Origin of the sequence: Streptomyces sp. NPDC058880, from assembly GCF_042742535.1 — a bacterium.
Classification (GTDB): domain Bacteria; phylum Actinomycetota; class Actinomycetes; order Streptomycetales; family Streptomycetaceae; genus Streptomyces.
This window is the reverse complement of the sequence record NZ_JBHYMC010000001.1, coordinates 291,656-307,127: the sequence shown is the minus strand read 5'-3', so window position 1 is coordinate 307,127 and position 15,472 is coordinate 291,656. Positions and strand designations below refer to the sequence as shown.

Here is a 15,472-nt window from a genome sequence, read left to right as displayed (position 1 = left end):
GGGATCCTGGAGCGGCCGCAGCCCCCCGCGAGCGGAGGCCTCCGTGCCCGACCGCCCCCAGCCCGACCCGCCTCCCGCCCTCGAACTCCTCGTCCATGGTGTCGCCGGAGCATCCCCGGCCGAACTGCTCGGCGACCCGCGCACCGTCCGCGTCACGGGCGACTCCACCGCGGCCGTGTTCCGCCGCGCCGAGGACGCCGATGCCGAAGCCCACCCCGAGCGGTACGCGGGACTGCCCGTCCCCGAGGCCTACTGCTGGTCCCGGCTCACCTCCGGCAACGGAGCCCGCGCCCTGTGGCTGCTGCTCCTGCCCTTCATGGTCGTCAACCTCGCCCACTGGGCCCGGCCGGCCGGGCCCGCCGACGCCCCCGCGCCGCGCGCGGTGCGCACCTACGGAGTCCTCGTACGGATCCTCGCGCTCAGCCTGACCGTCCTGCTGATCGCGGCCGCCTGCGAGGTCGCGCTCGACCTCGCCGCCTGGCAGTGCGCGGGCTCCGCGACCTGCACCGCGCCCGACTCCCGGCTCGGCTTCCTCGCCCCCGACGGCGGCGGCTGGTGGTCGCAGCCCGGGCGCCGCCTCGCCCTCGGCGCGCTGGTCCCCACCGCGCTGACCGGACTGCTCTGGTTCCTGTCGAACCGCACCTGGAGCGCCTACGAATCCCAGCCGCCGCCCGCCGGGGCCGCCGACCCGGACACCGCCTGCGACACCGCGCCCGCGCTCGGCCGCCCCGGGTTCTGGTACGGGCGCCGTATCGTCGCCCGGCTGCGAGCCGCGCACACCGCGGCCGGGCTGCTCACCGTCGCGGTGGCCGTCTCCGCACCCACCGCCGCCCAGGACCGCCGGGCCGCGGTGACCTCCCCCGCCCTCGAACTCCTCGGCTGGATCACCCAGACCCTCCTCGCGGCCGGGGCCGTCACCGTCGCCTGGGTCGTCTGCCGGCGCGGACGCACCGAAGCCCGACCCGACCACCGCCTCGACCGGGCCGCCGTCAGCCTGCTCCCCGGCGCCGCCTTCGCCCTGCTCACCGCCGTCCTCCTGCACGCCTGCTGGTCACGCCCGGGCTGGACCTCCACCGGGCGACTCCCGGGCGACTTCGCCTTCGGGGTCATCATGCTCGGCCAGGGCCTGTGCGTGCTCGCCCTCGCCTCCGTCGCCCGCCACCTGCACCGCAGGGCCCACGATCCGGCGGCCGCCCTGCGCGGATTGGGCGGCCCCGCCGTCGCCATGCTCGGCTGCGCCCTCGGCGGTGTGATGTCCGGCGGGGTCGCCCAGCGGGTCGCCGACTGGATGGACGGCGGGGCCACCCCCGGGATGCCGGGCGCACCGCTGGCCGGGCCCCCCGTCCTGCTTTCCTGGCAGGCCGCCGTCCTGCCGCCGCTGCTCGTCGTACTGGCGCTGCTCGCCGCCTGGTTCGCCGTGCGCGCGACCCGCGCCCGGCGCCGCCTCGCCACCGCCATCGCCGCCGAATACCCGGGAGAGAGTCCGGACGAGGCGCGCAGCCGGCGCATCGCCGGGGCGCGGACGACCGCCGCACTCACCGACTCCGCGCCCTGGTTCGTCGGCGCCGTCTCCGGGATCACCCTGGTGCTCGGCGCGGGAGCCCTGGCCGGAGCCTGGCTCACCGGACGGGTCCCGGGTGAAGCCGCCCGCGGGGGCCCGCCGCTACTGGAAGCCGCCGCCCGCGCCGCCCAGGACGCCGGGTCCTGGCTCATCGGCCTCGGTATCGCGCTCTTCGCGGCCTGGGGGCGACGCGCCTACCGGGACCCGGCCGCCCGGCGGACCATAGGGATCCTGTGGGACGTCGGTACTTTCTGGCCGCGCGCGGCCCACCCCTTCGCACCTCCGTGCTACGCCGAGCGGGCCGTCCCGGACCTGACCTGGCGGATGGCCGGCTGGACCGGCCGCACCGGCGGGCGGCTGGTGATCTCCGGCCACTCGCAGGGCAGCGTGCTCGCCGCAGCGGCCGTCTGGCAGCTGCCGCCCTCCGTCCGCCGACGCGTCGCGCTGCTCACCTACGGCTCCCCGCTCGCCCGCCTCTACGGCCGCTGGTTCCCCGCCTACTTCGGCTCCGGACAGCTCACCGCGCTGCACCGCGACGTCGACTGCTGGCGCAACCTCTGGCGGGCCACCGACCCCATCGGCGGGCCCGCGCTCCCCGGCCCGGACTCGCCGGAGGTGGACCGCGGCCCGCTCGCCGACCCGCTCGCCTACGGGCGCAGCGCCCGCCACCCGCTGCCCGCACCGATCCTCGGGCACGCCGACTACCAGGCGGACCCGGCCTTCGCCGCCGAACGCGCCGCTCTGCTCACCCGGCTGGAGGGGCCGGTCCGGGCCGCGGAGCCCCGCCCGGCGCCGGCCGGGGGAGTACCGGACCAGCGCCCCGGGGTCAGCAAGAGGCGGGCAGCGTCGGCAGATCCGCCGGGAACAGCAGGGTGAGCTCGTCCGTGTCCGGCTCCGACAGCTGGGCCACCCGCCCCGCGTGCCGCTCCACCATCGACTCGAAGGTCTGGCGCGCGGTGCGGCCGTTTCCGAAGGCCGGACCCTTGGGCAGCGCCGTGAAGTACGCCAGCAGCGCCTCGGCCGTGCCCTCCCCGAGACGGTACTCGTGCTCCTCCGCCTGCTGTTCCACGATCCGTAGCAGTTCCCCCGGGCCGTAGTCGCCGAAGGCGATGGTCCGCGAGAACCGTGAGGCCACGCCCGGGTTCACGGTCAGGAAGCGTTCCATCTCCGCCGTGTACCCGGCGACGATCACCACCACCGCGTCCCGGTGATCCTCCATCAGCTTCACGAGCGTGTCGATCGCCTCGCGCCCGAAGTCCCGCCCCGAGTCCTCCGGGGCCAGCGCGTACGCCTCGTCGATGAACAGCACCCCGCCGCGCGCCCGCTCGAAGGCCTCCTGCGTGCGGATCGCCGTGGATCCGATGTGCTCGCCCACCAGGTCCACGCGGGACACTTCGACCAGGTGCCCGAGCTCCAGCACCCCGAGGGAGGCGAGGATCTCGCCGTACAGCCGGGCGACCGTGGTCTTCCCGGTGCCGGGGGAGCCGGTGAAGACCAGATGGCGCCGCACCGAGGCGGCCTTCAGGCCCGCCTGCTGCCGCCGGCGGCCCACCTCGATCATGTCGGTGAGCGCCCGCACCTCGCGTTTGACGCTGTCCAGGCCCACCAGCCCGTCGAGCTGCCCCAACACTGCGTCGGACGGCCGCGCTGCGGCCTCCGGAGCCCCGGCCCGCTCCGGGTCCGCGGGCCGAGGAACGGACGCCCGGGCCGCCGGTGCCGGCTGCGCCACTGGGCTGCGCTCCGCGGCCTGCGGGCGGATTGCGGTCTGCACCCCGGCGAGGCCGCCCGCGGCGGGCTGGGCCGTTTGCCGAGGGCCCGACCCGTCGCCGGTGCACTCCTCGGCGACGGGCCCGTCCTCCGCGAACTCGTAGCCGCCGCGGGCACAGCGCTCCGTGTGGCAGCGTTTCAGCGTGGTGCGGCAGCCGTCGAGGACGTGGAAGCCGAAACCGGAACTGTCCGTCACCCGGCAGGCCGTGAAGGTGCCGCGGCCGCCCGCCGACACGTAGAAGCCGGCTTCGGCCGGTGAGGTGACCGTGCAGCGCTCCAGGGCCGGGTCGGCGCCCTTGGTGACGATCACACCGGTCTGCACGGCGTCGACGGTGCAGCCGGCGAGGGTGCCGCCGCTGCCGTGGTCGCGGAACCAGGCCCCGGTGCCCGCCTCGCGGATGCGGCAGTCGTCGAGCCGCGCCGTGGCCCCGTCGCTCACCGAGACCGCGGTGTTGCGGACCTGGGACAGATCGCTGTCGGTGACCTCGACGGCCGACCCTCGGTCCAGTACGAAGAGCGCGTCGGGCACGTCGTGCACCCGGCAGGAGTCCAGCGAGGCGGAGGCTCCGTCGCTGACCCACACCGCCGGATAGTCGCCCGTGCTGTCGTGGATCTCGCAGGACTCGGCGTCCACCCGGGTGCCCGGGTCCCACACGGACAGGCCGTTGCGCCCGAACCGGCGCACGGAGGTGCGGCTGAGGGTGAGCACCGAACGCGACCGGAGGTCGACCGCGTTCTCCGGGATGTCGTGGATATCGCACCCGGCCAGGGCGAGCACGGCATCGGTGTCGAGCGTGACCCCGTCGGCCGAGGTGCGGTGCACCGCACAGTCGGTGAGGCGGGCGGCGGCCCGTGCGGCGATCTGCACCCCGGCCCCCCGTACTTCGTACACCTCGCAGCCCAGCGCCTCCAGGCCCGAGCCCTCGCCGGTGACGGCGATGCCCGCGCCCGTGGAGTGGTGGATGCGGCAGCGCTCCAGCCGGGGCCGGCCGCCGCCGCGGACGGAGAACCCGGTCTGTCCCGAGGCCACGACCTCGCACTCCTCGAAGACCCCGCCACCGCCGTCCAGTACGGCGATGCCTACGCCGGCCGGGTTCTCCACGGTGCAGCGGCGCACCAGCGGCCGGGCGCCGGGGCCGCGCACCTCGATACCGGCCGCCGAGTGCGTGCTCACGCGCAGGTCGCTCAGCTCGGGGGAGCCGTCCTCGATCAGCAGCGCCGGGGCCGCCCGGTCCTGGCCCTCCAGGTACAGGTCCTGCACCACGGCCGAGGCGCGCAGGGTCAGTGCGACGCCGTCGAGCGGCGCGATCCGCACCGATCCCGACCCGTCCTCGGGCCCGCGCAGGGTGACCGCGTGCTGCAGCACCAGGTTCTCCCGGTAGGTGCCCGGGGCGATGGACAGCACGTCCCCGTCGCCCGCGACGGCGAGCGCGGCGGCCAGCGTCGGATATTCACCGGAGCGGCGCCGCCACCGCGAAGAGCCGCCGTGCGTCACCTGGACCGTGCCCTGAACCATGGTGCTGTCGTGCCCCCACCCTCGTGCTCGCGCTGCCGATGCGGCCGGAGCCGCTGATGTCCGAGGCCACTTGAGAGACTGCTGCCACGGGAGCGACCGGTCCGGCCGCTCCACCGTAGCGCGCGCGGAGCGGATGGGCCGCCAGGTCAGCCACCGGCGTCCGCCCTGCCCCAGTCCGGCCCGACGGCCGCCCATGCCCGGTCCAGGTGTGTGTACCGACGGTGCATGAGCCGTCGTACGACCAGGCGGCGGACCGTCACGGCCATGACGGCCACCCCGGCCGCGGCGGCCAGACCCGCCGTCCCCGCGTGGAAGGAGGCGGCCGATGGGTCGAGCGGCTGTCCCACCAGGCGACCCCGTGCGTCGGTCCATATGCGGAACCGGTCCCCGGGGCGCGGCGGTTCCTCCGCGGCCGGCACCGTGCCCTGGTGGCTGCTGCCGTCGGGCGCGGTCCACGCGGCCACGATCTGCGTGCGCCGGGGGGCGGTCCGCTGTGCCGAGGAGTCGGCGGACACCTCCCCGGCCTGCTCCGGGGCGGGCCGGACGACCACAGCCGGGACGAGATGACGCTCCTGCCGCTGCTCGTGCGCGGCCCGCTGCAGCGTGGCGTCCACACGCAGGCCCGCCACCCAGCCGATGGCCGGAGCCACCACCACGACGCACACGAGCGCTGCGAACGCCACCCATGCCTCGAAGAGATCGGTCGGCCGGCGCAGCGGATTGCGCCGCCAGCGCCACACTCCCATCGCTGTCTTCACGGTCAGGCTCCCCCTGCCGACGGGTGCCCTGCCGGCCGCGTCGGGCTCGCGGCGCACGGCGCCCCGCCCCGCCGCGCCGTCCTCGTCCGGCGACGCTCCGGGCCGCCTGCCCCGTCCGCCCCGCGATGCTTCTCCTCGGCCCCGCGGGGCTGGTCAGACCCCATGGCGCCGTGCGCCGCTCCCTGATACGCCCTGATCGACAAGACACCCCCCCTAGCGCCAGTCTCCGTCTGTGCGCGCCCACGCCCTCCGCCTGCCCCGGGGGACGCGTTCCGGGACGCACGAGACATGTGCCACCCGATCCGGACCGGTCTTCCGGTGTCACTGCCCGAGCGGGTGCCCACCTGTTCTGACTGCTCCAACGGCCTGGTCGCGCCGGTTGGTTCCAGCTCGGCGAAGGAGCCCCCCGAAGGTGTCATTCCGGTGGTTCGGGCGTCACCCGCGGGCGGCCCGTCAAGCCAGGACGCGGACCTCGTCGCCCACCTGGAGGGTGCCCGGCCGTAGCGGCACCAGCAGCCGCCCGAAAGCCAGCGACCTGCCGATCCGCCGGTGCCTGCCCAGGGTCTTCAATGGCTCTCTGCCCCGCTCGGCCGTCCGCTGGTCGGTGGTGGTGACGACACACCGGCCGCATTCGCGCGCCCCGCGGAACAGCGCGTCCCCGATGGCGATGCGCTGCCAGTCGTCCTCCGCCCAGGCCTGGGCCCCCGAGACCACCACGTTGGGACGGAAGCGGTCCATGGGTAGCGGGCCCTCATCGGGATGGTCCCCCTGCGCGATGAGCGCGTTGAGGGCGTCCAGCGAGGCGAGTGTGGTGAGCAGCAGCGGATAGCCGTCGGCCAGGCTCACCGTCTCACCCGGGAGTGCGTAGTCCGGATCCACCGGACGCCGTACGGCCGGGTCGTCCAGGTGCACCAGCCGGACCGGTACCCCGAGATACGTGCTGAACCAGTCGGCCGCGGCCCCCGCCGCGACCACGGTCTCGACCTTCTTCCCGAACAGCGACACCGGCTCCAGTGGACCCGGCTCGGGCACCTCCACGACCAGCTCCGTCATGTCCGGAGCGGCCACCGCGATCCGGCCGCCGCCCAGCGGTCGTGCGGAAGCCAGGGCCAGCCGGGGATGGCGGCGTTGGGTGACGACCGTCCCCTCGGGGTCGATCAGGGCCCACCGCCGGTCCCCGGACAGACCCCAGGGCTCCACGGCCGCCTCGTCGGGTGAGGTGCCGGCTACCGACTTGACGGGGTGGACGTGGAGCGCCTGGACGTGCAACTTCGACATGAGGGCATACTGCCAGCCCGCTCCGCCGTCCCGGCGCGCGCGAGGGGCTCGGTCAGTAGCCGCGGCCCTGGTAGGGGCGGCCGTAGGGGTCCTCGTACGAGGACCCCGCGGCCGGAGCCGACACCTGCATGGGCCGCGGCGCGGCCGGGCGCATCGCCTCGTAGCCGGTGGCCATGGCCGCCGGGCGGGGCTGCTGGGGCTGGGGCTGCGACACGAACCCGGCCCGGGCCGCGACCGGCTGCTGCTGCGGAATGTAGGGAGCGGGTGCGTTCTGCAGCGGCATCGGCTGCGGAGCGGCCTGCTGTTGGTAGGGGTACCCGTATGACGGAGCCTGCTGCTGAGGGGTGGCAGCCGGCAGTGCGGGCAGGGCCGACGGCAGGGCCGGCAGGTATCCGCCGCTCGAATAACCCGCGCTCGGGGACTCGTAGGCGGCCGGGACGCGGATCGGGGCGATCTGCGGAGTGCCCCGTTCTGCGACGAGAGAGTCGTAGATGGGGGTGTCCGGGAAGGAGGGCGCGGAGTAGTAACCGCCGCCATAAGTGGAGCGGGGGGAGGTCATGAGACATAAGTTAAGCCCACGAATTCGCGGGGTCTATAGCGAGGTGCCGTCAACACCGCGCTGACCTGCATATTCGCAGGTCAGAGCCACAGCTTTCACTTGACGTTCACGTGCGCGATTTGGTCACTTCCATCCCACCTTGGTCTAACTCGTACCCAACGGTTGCGCGTTGCACCGACTTCTTGCTGACGCAGCGTCACAATGCGGTGACCTCGGATGACGCCCGGTCAGGATGGTGGTTCGCCGGGGCAGGCGTCGCTCGGGCGGGCGTAGGTGCGGCCCTTCCACGACGCGCCCCGCCCGCGGTAGTGCTGGACGGCCGAGTCGACGGTCATCAGGAGGTACAGCAGCGCCGTGAACGGAAGCAGCGGCGCGAGCGCCGCGGACTGGCGGTAGTGGCGCAGCATCGGCACGTACGTGCCGGCCATCAGGAGCCAGGCGAGACCGCCGGCCCACGCGGTGGCGGGGCGTCCGGTCGCGAGGCCGGCCAGGAGGGCGGCCGGGGGCACCAGGTAGACGAGCACCAGTCCGGCGACCGTCCCCGCCAGCAGCAGGGGCTGATGGCGCAGTTGCGCGTACGCGCTGCGCGAGACCATCCGCCACAGGTCCGCGAGCGCGGGGTAGGGGCGGATGCTGTCCACCCGCTCCGCGAGCCCCAGCCAGATCCGGCCGCCTGAATCCTGGACCGCGCGGGCCAGCGAGACGTCGTCGATGACGGCCTGGCGGATCCGGTCGGGGACCCCCGCCCGCACGGCGGCCCGGGTCCGCAGCAGTACGCAGCCGCCCGCGGCCGCGGCGGTGCGCGCGCCGGGCCGGTTGATCCGGCGGAACGGGTAGAGCTGTGCGAAGAAGTACACGAAGGCCGGTACGACCAGGCGCTCCCACATGCCGCAGACGCGCAGCCGGGCCATCTGCGAGACGAGGTCGAGGTCGGCGGAGACCGCGGCGGAGACCAACGCGCGCAGACTGTCCGGCTCGTGTGCGATGTCGGCATCGGTGAGCAGGAGGAACTCGGGCTCGCCGGCCTGCGCGGCCCGGGCGAGCGAGATGCCGTGGCGCAGCGCCCACAGCTTGCCGGTCCAGCCCGGGGCGGGATCGCCGGGGGAGACGACGGTGAGCGGGAGGCCGGGCCGTTCGGCGGCCAGACGGACGGCGAGGGCGCCGGTGCCGTCGGTGCTGCCGTCGTCGACCAGGACGATCTCGGCCGCACCGGGATAGTCCTGCGCGAGGAGCGAGGGCAGGCTCAGCGGCAGCACCCCGGCCTCGTCCCGGGCGGGTACGACGACGGCGACGGACGGCCAGCGCGCGGGGGCGCTGCGCGGGGGCAGCCGGACGTCGGTGCGCCAGAACATGCCCTGGGCGAGGGTGAGCCACAGCCATGCGGCGAGCGAGGCGAAGGACGCGGCGGTGAGGAGGCCCATGGCGGCAGTGTGCCGCGCAGCCGGGCCGCTGTCCCGCACCCGGCCTCCCGGTGCGGCGCCCCTCGCGCGGGGTCTGGCGGGGCGGGGTGCGGTGGCGCCCCGGCTCCGGGACATCTCCCCGGTCGGCGGTCGCAGGTGGATGCGGCCGTGCGTGGGCGCACCGGCGAAGGCCGGGACCCGGTGGGTGCCGCCGTGTTCGGCACCGGGGCGCCCTCCGGGGTGCGAGGAGGGCGGGCGGACGCGCCGGAGCCCCGCGTGCGGGCCGGGCACAGGGCGGTTTGGCGGCCCGCGCCCGGGCGGAGACGGACGCGACGGTTCCCGGCCGTGCGGCGGCGTGGATATGGGCGGTGCCGGGGTCGGTCGGGGGCGGTGTCGACTAAGGTGGCCGGGTGAAGATCGCGCTCATGGACTCCGGAATCGGCCTCCTCGCCGCGGCCGCCGCGGTGCGGCGGCTGCGGCCGGACGCGGATCTGGTCCTCTCCTCCGACCCCGACGGGATGCCCTGGGGTCCGCGGACCCCCGACGACCTCGCCGGACGCGCGCTGGCCGTGGCCCGGGCCGCCGCCGCGCACCGCCCCGACGCGCTGATCGTGGCCTGCAACACCGCTACCGTGCACGCCCTGGAGGCCGTCCGGGCGGAGCTGGAGCCTGCCATCCCGGTCATCGGGACCGTGCCGGCGATCAAGCCCGCCGCCGCGGCCGGTGGGCGGATCGCCATCTGGGCCACCCCCGCCACCACCGGCAGCCCTTACCAGCGCGGGCTGATCCGCGACTTCGCCACCGGCGCCCGCGTCACCGAGGTGCCCTGCCCCGGGCTCGCCGACGCCGTCGAGGCGGCCGACGACGCCGCAGTGACCGCGGCCGTCGCCGCGGCCGCCGCGCTGACCCCGGACGACGTCACCGACGTGGTGCTCGGCTGTACCCACTACGAACTGACCGAGGCCCCGATCCGGGCCGCCCTCGCCGCGCGGACCGGGGGAGCGGAGCTGGTCTACCACGGCTCCGCCGAGCCCGTCGCCGTCCAGGCGCTGCGCCGGCTCGGAGCCGTCGCCGAGCCCGGCCTGCCCCGCACGGGCGGCCTGACCGTCCTGCACAGCGGCCGCGAGGCGGCCCTGCCCGCCGCCGCGTTCGCGTATGCGGAGGGCCGCCTGCTGTCCGGTCAGGGCGCCCCCGTCGGCTGACCTTCCGCGGGGTGTCCGCCGGAGCGCGCCGGCTGGCCGGCCGGGGCCCGCCCGGCCGTGGTGGAGGAGCCGGAAGTGGCGCCGTCCCGCCGTCGGGGGACCCTCGTGGTGGTCACCACCGACCGGCGGACGCGCGCGGGATGGTGCGGCCGCCGTCCGGAACGTCAGCGGGAGCCGGCCGTCGCGAGCCGCCGAGCCAACGCGCGCAGGTCCTCCGCCTCCAGAACCCGATCGCCGAACCCGGGCAGCGGTACGTGGAGCGGGGCCGTCCAGTGTGCGGGCACCGCTTCCTGCCCGTAGCGTGCTCCGGCCAGCGCGCCCGTCACCGCGGCGACCGTGTCGGTGTCCCCGCCCAGGTCCACCGCCGCCCGCACGGCCTCCGCGAACCCGCTGGTGGTCCGCAGCGCCCACACCGCCGAGCCGAGGCAGGGCCACACCGCCCCGTTGAACTCGGTGGCCAGGCCGGGGTCCCAGTCGGGCGCGAGGACCCGGCCGTACCGTTCGCGGTGGTCCGGGTGCACCGCGCCGAGCGCGTCCGGGAGGGTGGCGAGCGGATCGGCGCCGTCCAGGGCGACGCGGACGAGCTCGTGCAGGATGGCCGTCCCCTCCCAAGCGGCCCGGTCGCCGTGGGTCAGTGCGGCGATCCGCCGCCCGGCGTCCATGGTCACCTCCCGTCCCCCCGCGGCGAAGTACACCGCCGAAGTGGCGGCCCGCATCAGGGATCCGTTCCCGGCGGCCCGGGCGTTGACCTGGAAGTGCAGGGCCGCCGCCAGGTCCCAGGGCTCGCCGTTGGTGAGCACGTCCTCGGTCTGGAGGCCGATGTCCTTGGGCTGGCCGGCCGCCCACCGCTGGAACCGGGCGAAGACATCGGAGAGTTCGAGGCCGTCGTGCTCCAGCAGCGACTCCGCGACCAGGACAGCCATCTGGGTGTCGTCCGTCGCCTCGCCCGGATCCCAGCCGCTTCCCCCGCACATCTCCCGGCCCCGCGCGCTCAACTGACCCGCCGGCCCGAACTCGTACGGTGCGCCGAGTGCGTCACCCGCGGCCGACCCGAGCACGGCCCCCACGGCCCGGTCGAGCCGGGCGGACGCCATCACCGCGCCTCCTCGGCGCATACGGCGGCCAGCACGCGACGGGCGAAGCCGGTCAGGTCGTCCAGGCCGGCGGCGGCCAGGGTGGCCGGGGCTCCGGCCAGGAGGTGGGGGATGGCCCCGTGCAGGGCGAGGGTCAGGGCCCGGGCCCGCTCCGGCCCATCCGGGAGCCCGGCCGTGCGCAGCAGGTGCGCGTGTGCGGCGAAGTCCTCCGCCGCGATGGGGTCCAGCAGTGCGGCCAGCCACGGCCGCCGTGCCCCCTCGGTCCGGAGCTCCAGGTACGCCAGCGCACCGGGGCGGCCCGGCCCCGCCACGTCCCGCAACCGCCGGGCCAGCAGTGCCGCGAGCTGCTCGGCGTCGGCCGGCCCCGGGCCGGTCCCCGCCGGCGGCGCGGCGGACGCCCGATGCCGCTCCGAACAGTGCTCGGCGACCGCCCGCAGCAGGGCCTCGCGGGTGGGGAAGTAGTTCTTGGCCGTGCCCGTCGGCACGGCGGCTGCCGCATCGACGGCCCGGTGGGTCAGCCCGCGACCGCCCGACTCCGCCAGCACGGCGACGGCCGCGTCCCGCAGCCGGTCCCTACGGTCCGGATTCACGGCGCCAGGATAGCCATGTCGCCTGCTACCGCACATGTGGTACCACGGGCGTGGTGGTCGTGATCGTGGCCGTCGTCGCCGGTGAGGCCGGTGCGGGCCGGGACGGCGGCCCGTCCTGCAGGCGAGACCACGAACCGCCCCGTCACCCCCGAACGGCCACGCGCCGGACGGCGCCCGACGCCCCGGCCCCGGCGCCCGCTCTGCGGGACGTCCTTCCGGCATCCTCCCCGGCCGAGCCCCCGCCCGTGGTGCGCGCGTCGCGACGGGCTCCGCGGCGACCCGCGGCCGTAGGGTCGGATTCCGCACCGAGGGAGGACACCTGATGCGACGCGTGACCTATGCGATGGGCGTCTCGCTCGACGGCTACATCGTCGGGCCGGACGGTGACTTCGACTGGACCGAACCGGACGAGGAGGTCTTCCGCTTCTGGATCGACGAGACCCGCGAGGTCGGCGTCCACCTCCTGGGGCGGCGGCTGTACGAGACGATGCTCTACTGGGAGACCGCCGACCAGGACCCCTCGCTCGACGCCGCGTCACTCGAATGGATCTCGGTCTGGAATCCGCTCCCGAAGGTGGTGTTCTCCAGTACCCTCTCGGCGGTACAAGGCAACGCCCGCCTGGCCTCGGGCGGCCTGGCCGAAGAGATCGGGCGACTGCGGGCCGAGCCGGGGGGCGGTGACATCGCGATCGGCGGCGCCACGCTCGCCGCCGAGGCAGCCGCCCTGGACCTGATCGACGAGTACCGGATGGTGGTCCATCCCGTGCTCGTCGGCAGTGGCATCCCCTTCTTCCCCCGGCACGGGCGCCGGGTGGACCTCGAACTCCTGGAGACCCGCACCTTCAGCTCCAAGGTCGTCCACCTCCGCTATCGCGTGACACGCCGGCCCGTGCGTCCGCCCGGCCCCCCGGCGACGGGCGGTGGTGTCCGCGCGGAACCTGGGTAGGCTGCTCCGTATGACGGGTCACCCTCCTGGTCCGCTCTGGACGGGCCGGGCCTCCAACCCCATGCAGTGGCTGCTCGCGGCGGTCGGAGCCGCCTGCGTGGCACTCGGCGTCGAGCTGGCCGTCGACAACGCCTGGACCTCCGGCTTCGTCCCCCTGCTCATGGCGGTGACCGGCTGCCTGGCCGCCGGACTGCTCATGGTCTACGGCACGGTCGCCTTCGTGCACGTCGCCGTCACCATCGATGCCCGAAGCCTCTACGTGCGCTGCGGCCACATCGGGCTCCCCCGCCGCAGGATCGATCTCGCGGACGTGGCCTCGGCCGAGTTCCTCCCCCGGATCACCCCGCAGAACTGGGGCGGCTGGGGGTACCGCTGGCGCCCGGAGAAGGGCACCGCGGTGATCGTCCGGCGCGGCGAGGGCTTCGAACTGAGGCTCGTCGACGGCAAGCTCTTCACGGTCACCGTCGACGACGCCGAGAACGCCGTCCGCGTCATCCGCGCCCATCTGCGCAGTCTCGCCGGCTGATACCGCCGGCGGACCGAGGCGCCTGCCCGATCCGAAGCCGCGGGGACGTACACTCCGCCAGATGAGCAGCAGTGTGACGCGCGAGGCCGCCTCGAACGAGCCCCCGCAGCCCGCCGGCGGACCGGCCGAGCCCAGGACGCCGTCCGTGACGCCCCCCGCCGACGGGCCCGCGCCGGCCACCACGGCCGCACCGCCGCGCCGGGGCGCCGCGCCGGTCCGGGCCGCGCTCGCGGCGCTGTCCGGCGTCCTGCTGTACCTCAGCTTCCCGCCCCGCCCGCTGTGGTGGCTGGCCCCGCTCGCCCTCGCCCTGCTCGCGGGCTGCCTGCACGGGCGCCGCCCGCGGGCTGGCTTCGGACTCGGCACCCTCGCCGGCCTCGGCTACCTGCTGCCGCTCCTCGTCTGGACCGGTGAGGAGGTCGGCCCGGTGCCCTGGCTCGCGCTGGCCTTCCTCGAAGCCCTCTTCATCGGCCTGACCGGCCTGGGCATCGCCCTCGTCGGCCGGCTCCCGGCCTGGCCGGTCTTCGCCGCCGCCGTCTGGGTCGCGGGCGAGGCCCTGCGTGCCCGGGTCCCCTTCGGCGGGTTCCCCTGGGGCAAGCTCGCCTTCGGACAGGCAGACGGCGTCTTCACCCCGCTCGCCGCACTGGGCGGCACACCGCTGCTCTCCTTCGGCGTGGCCCTCTGCGGATTCGGCCTCTACGCGGCCGTGCGCCTCGTCCGGCGCCACCCCGGCCGCACCACCGCCGCGCTGACCGCCCTCACCGTCGCCGCCCCCGTCGCCGCGGCCCTCGCCGCCCGGCCGCTGGTCTCGGACGCCGCCGAGGACGGCTCCGTCGTCGCCGCGGTCATCCAGGGCAACGTGCCCCGCCTCGGTCTCGACTTCAACTCCCAGCGCCGGGCCGTCCTCGACAACCACGTCAAGCGGACCATCCAGCTCGCCGAGGACGTCGAGGCCGGCCGGGTGCCCAGGCCCGACTTCGTGGTCTGGCCCGAGAACTCCTCCGATCTCGACCCCTACGCCGAGCCGGACGCCCACGCCGTCATCGACCGGGCGGTCAAGGCCATCGGCGTGCCCGTGGCCATCGGTGCGGTCGTCGCCCCGGAGACCGGCCCGCTGCGCAACACGATGATCCTCTGGGACCCCGTCGCGGGCCCCACGGAGACCTACGACAAGCGCAAGATCCAGCCCTTCGGCGAGCGCATCCCGATGCGCTCCTTCGTCCGGCTCTTCAGCTCCGACGTGGACCGGGTACGCCGCGACTTCGGCCCCGGCACGGAGCCCGGCGTCTTCGACATGGCCGGCAGCGGCGTGGGCATGGTCACCTGCTTCGAGGCCGCCTTCGACGACGCCGTCCGCTCGACCGTCCGGGACGGTGCCCAGGTGATCGCCGTACCGAGCAACAACGCCACCTTCGGCCGCACGCAGATGACCTACCAGCAGCTCGCCATGGACCGGGTCCGCGCCGTCGAGCACAGCCGCACCGTCCTCGTCCCCGTGACCAGCGGCGTCAGCGCCGTCATCCGCCCGGACGGTCGGATCGTCTCGCAGACGCAGATGTTCACCGCGGACGCGCTCGTCGCCGAGATCCCGCTGCGCTCGACCCGCACTCCGGCCACCGTGCTCGGGCCGCTCCCCGAGTACGCCCTGCTGCTGCTCGCCGCGGGCGGGTTCGGCGCACTCGCCACCCGCCGGATCCGCGCCGGCCGCGCCGCATGAGACGTGGAGAGTCCCCGGCCTCGTAGGGTCGAGGGATGACCACACCTGATTTCATCCGGCGGATCCGCGAGTCCGCCGGGCACCAGCTGCTGCTCCTGCCCGGGGTCACGGCCATCGTCTTCGACGACCGGGGCAGGGTCCTGCTCGGCCGCCGCTCCGACACCGGGCGCTGGTCCGTGGTCGGCGGCATCGCCGAGCCGGGCGAGCAGCCCGCCGAGACCGCCGTGCGCGAGGTGTACGAGGAGACGGCCGTGCGCTGCGTCCCCGAGCGCGTGGTCCTCGTCCAGATGCTCGACCGGATGACCTACCCCAATGGCGACGTCTGCCAGTTCCAGGACATCACCTTCCGCTGCCGTGCCACCGGCGGTGAGGCGCGGGCCAACGACCACGAGTCCCTCGAAGTGGGCTGGTTCGACGTGGACGCGCTGCCCCCGCTGGATGCCTTCGCGCTGGACCGGATCCACCGGTCCTTGCGCGAGGAGCCCACCTGGTTCGAGGTCCCGGCCGGGACCGCGGACCGGGGCGCGCTGTGATGATCATGACGGCCGCCCCGGGCGGACC

At 75.3% G+C, this 15,472-nt stretch carries 13 protein-coding genes; 6 read left to right on the top strand and 7 right to left on the bottom strand.

Annotated elements, in window-relative coordinates:
* Positions 1-43 precede the first annotated feature (43 nt).
* A complete protein-coding gene (locus tag ACFW2G_RS01370) occupies positions 44-2,437 on the top strand; it encodes a hypothetical protein (protein ID WP_384580093.1) in 2,394 nt (797 codons plus the stop codon).
* Here the strand turns inward: ACFW2G_RS01370 and ACFW2G_RS01365 are convergent.
* The 5 genes from ACFW2G_RS01365 to ACFW2G_RS01345 form a co-directional block, all read right to left on the bottom strand.
* On the bottom strand, positions 2,388-4,844 hold the full coding sequence (locus ACFW2G_RS01365; RefSeq protein ID WP_384444898.1) for a right-handed parallel beta-helix repeat-containing protein: 2,457 nt from the start codon (positions 4,842-4,844) through the stop codon (positions 2,388-2,390). The genes ACFW2G_RS01370 and ACFW2G_RS01365 overlap by 50 nt on opposite strands.
* A 146-nt stretch (positions 4,845-4,990) precedes the next feature.
* A complete protein-coding gene (locus tag ACFW2G_RS01360; RefSeq protein WP_052030587.1) occupies positions 4,991-5,602 on the bottom strand; it encodes a hypothetical protein in 612 nt (203 codons plus the stop codon).
* 453 nt (positions 5,603-6,055) lie between these two features.
* Positions 6,056-6,880, bottom strand: coding sequence for an MOSC domain-containing protein (locus ACFW2G_RS01355; RefSeq protein ID WP_384580095.1), 825 nt, complete (start codon positions 6,878-6,880; stop codon positions 6,056-6,058).
* A 52-nt stretch (positions 6,881-6,932) separates the two neighbouring features.
* The gene (locus ACFW2G_RS01350) at positions 6,933-7,439 is read right to left on the bottom strand and encodes a DUF6643 family protein (protein ID WP_037921811.1); all 507 of its coding nucleotides are present in this window, start codon (positions 7,437-7,439) and stop codon (positions 6,933-6,935) included.
* A 227-nt stretch (positions 7,440-7,666) separates the two neighbouring features.
* Entirely contained in the window at positions 7,667-8,860 is a 1,194-nt protein-coding gene (locus ACFW2G_RS01345) for a glycosyltransferase (protein WP_384580096.1), read from the bottom strand.
* 389 nt (positions 8,861-9,249) lie between these two features.
* Between ACFW2G_RS01345 and ACFW2G_RS01340 the strand changes: the two genes are divergently transcribed.
* Positions 9,250-10,041: a glutamate racemase gene (locus tag ACFW2G_RS01340; RefSeq protein WP_037921816.1), complete on the top strand. Its 792-nt coding sequence runs from the start codon at positions 9,250-9,252 to the stop codon at positions 10,039-10,041.
* Between the two features lie 164 nt (positions 10,042-10,205).
* Here ACFW2G_RS01340 and ACFW2G_RS01335 read toward each other — a convergent pair whose 3' ends face one another.
* Positions 10,206-11,135, bottom strand: coding sequence for an ADP-ribosylglycohydrolase family protein (locus ACFW2G_RS01335; RefSeq protein WP_384444891.1), 930 nt, complete (start codon positions 11,133-11,135; stop codon positions 10,206-10,208).
* Positions 11,135-11,725: a TetR/AcrR family transcriptional regulator gene (locus ACFW2G_RS01330; protein WP_037921821.1), complete on the bottom strand. Its 591-nt coding sequence runs from the start codon at positions 11,723-11,725 to the stop codon at positions 11,135-11,137. The genes ACFW2G_RS01335 and ACFW2G_RS01330 overlap by 1 nt, the downstream gene beginning before the upstream one ends.
* 322 nt (positions 11,726-12,047) lie before the next feature.
* On the opposite strand from ACFW2G_RS01330, the gene ACFW2G_RS01325 reads away from it, so the two are divergent.
* The 4 genes from ACFW2G_RS01325 (at position 12,048) to ACFW2G_RS01310 (ending at position 15,444) form a co-directional block, all read left to right on the top strand.
* Entirely contained in the window at positions 12,048-12,671 is a 624-nt protein-coding gene (locus tag ACFW2G_RS01325) for a dihydrofolate reductase family protein (protein ID WP_384444889.1), read from the top strand.
* Between the two features lie 10 nt (positions 12,672-12,681).
* The gene (locus tag ACFW2G_RS01320) at positions 12,682-13,197 is read left to right on the top strand and encodes a hypothetical protein (protein WP_037921823.1); all 516 of its coding nucleotides are present in this window, start codon (positions 12,682-12,684) and stop codon (positions 13,195-13,197) included.
* 61 nt (positions 13,198-13,258) lie between these two features.
* Complete coding sequence (gene lnt / locus ACFW2G_RS01315; protein ID WP_384444887.1) at positions 13,259-14,911, top strand: apolipoprotein N-acyltransferase; 1,653 nt, start codon at positions 13,259-13,261, stop codon at positions 14,909-14,911.
* Positions 14,912-14,946: 35 nt separating this feature from the next.
* A complete protein-coding gene (locus tag ACFW2G_RS01310) occupies positions 14,947-15,444 on the top strand; it encodes an NUDIX domain-containing protein (RefSeq protein ID WP_384444885.1) in 498 nt (165 codons plus the stop codon).
* The last annotated feature ends 28 nt before the right edge of the window (positions 15,445-15,472 follow it).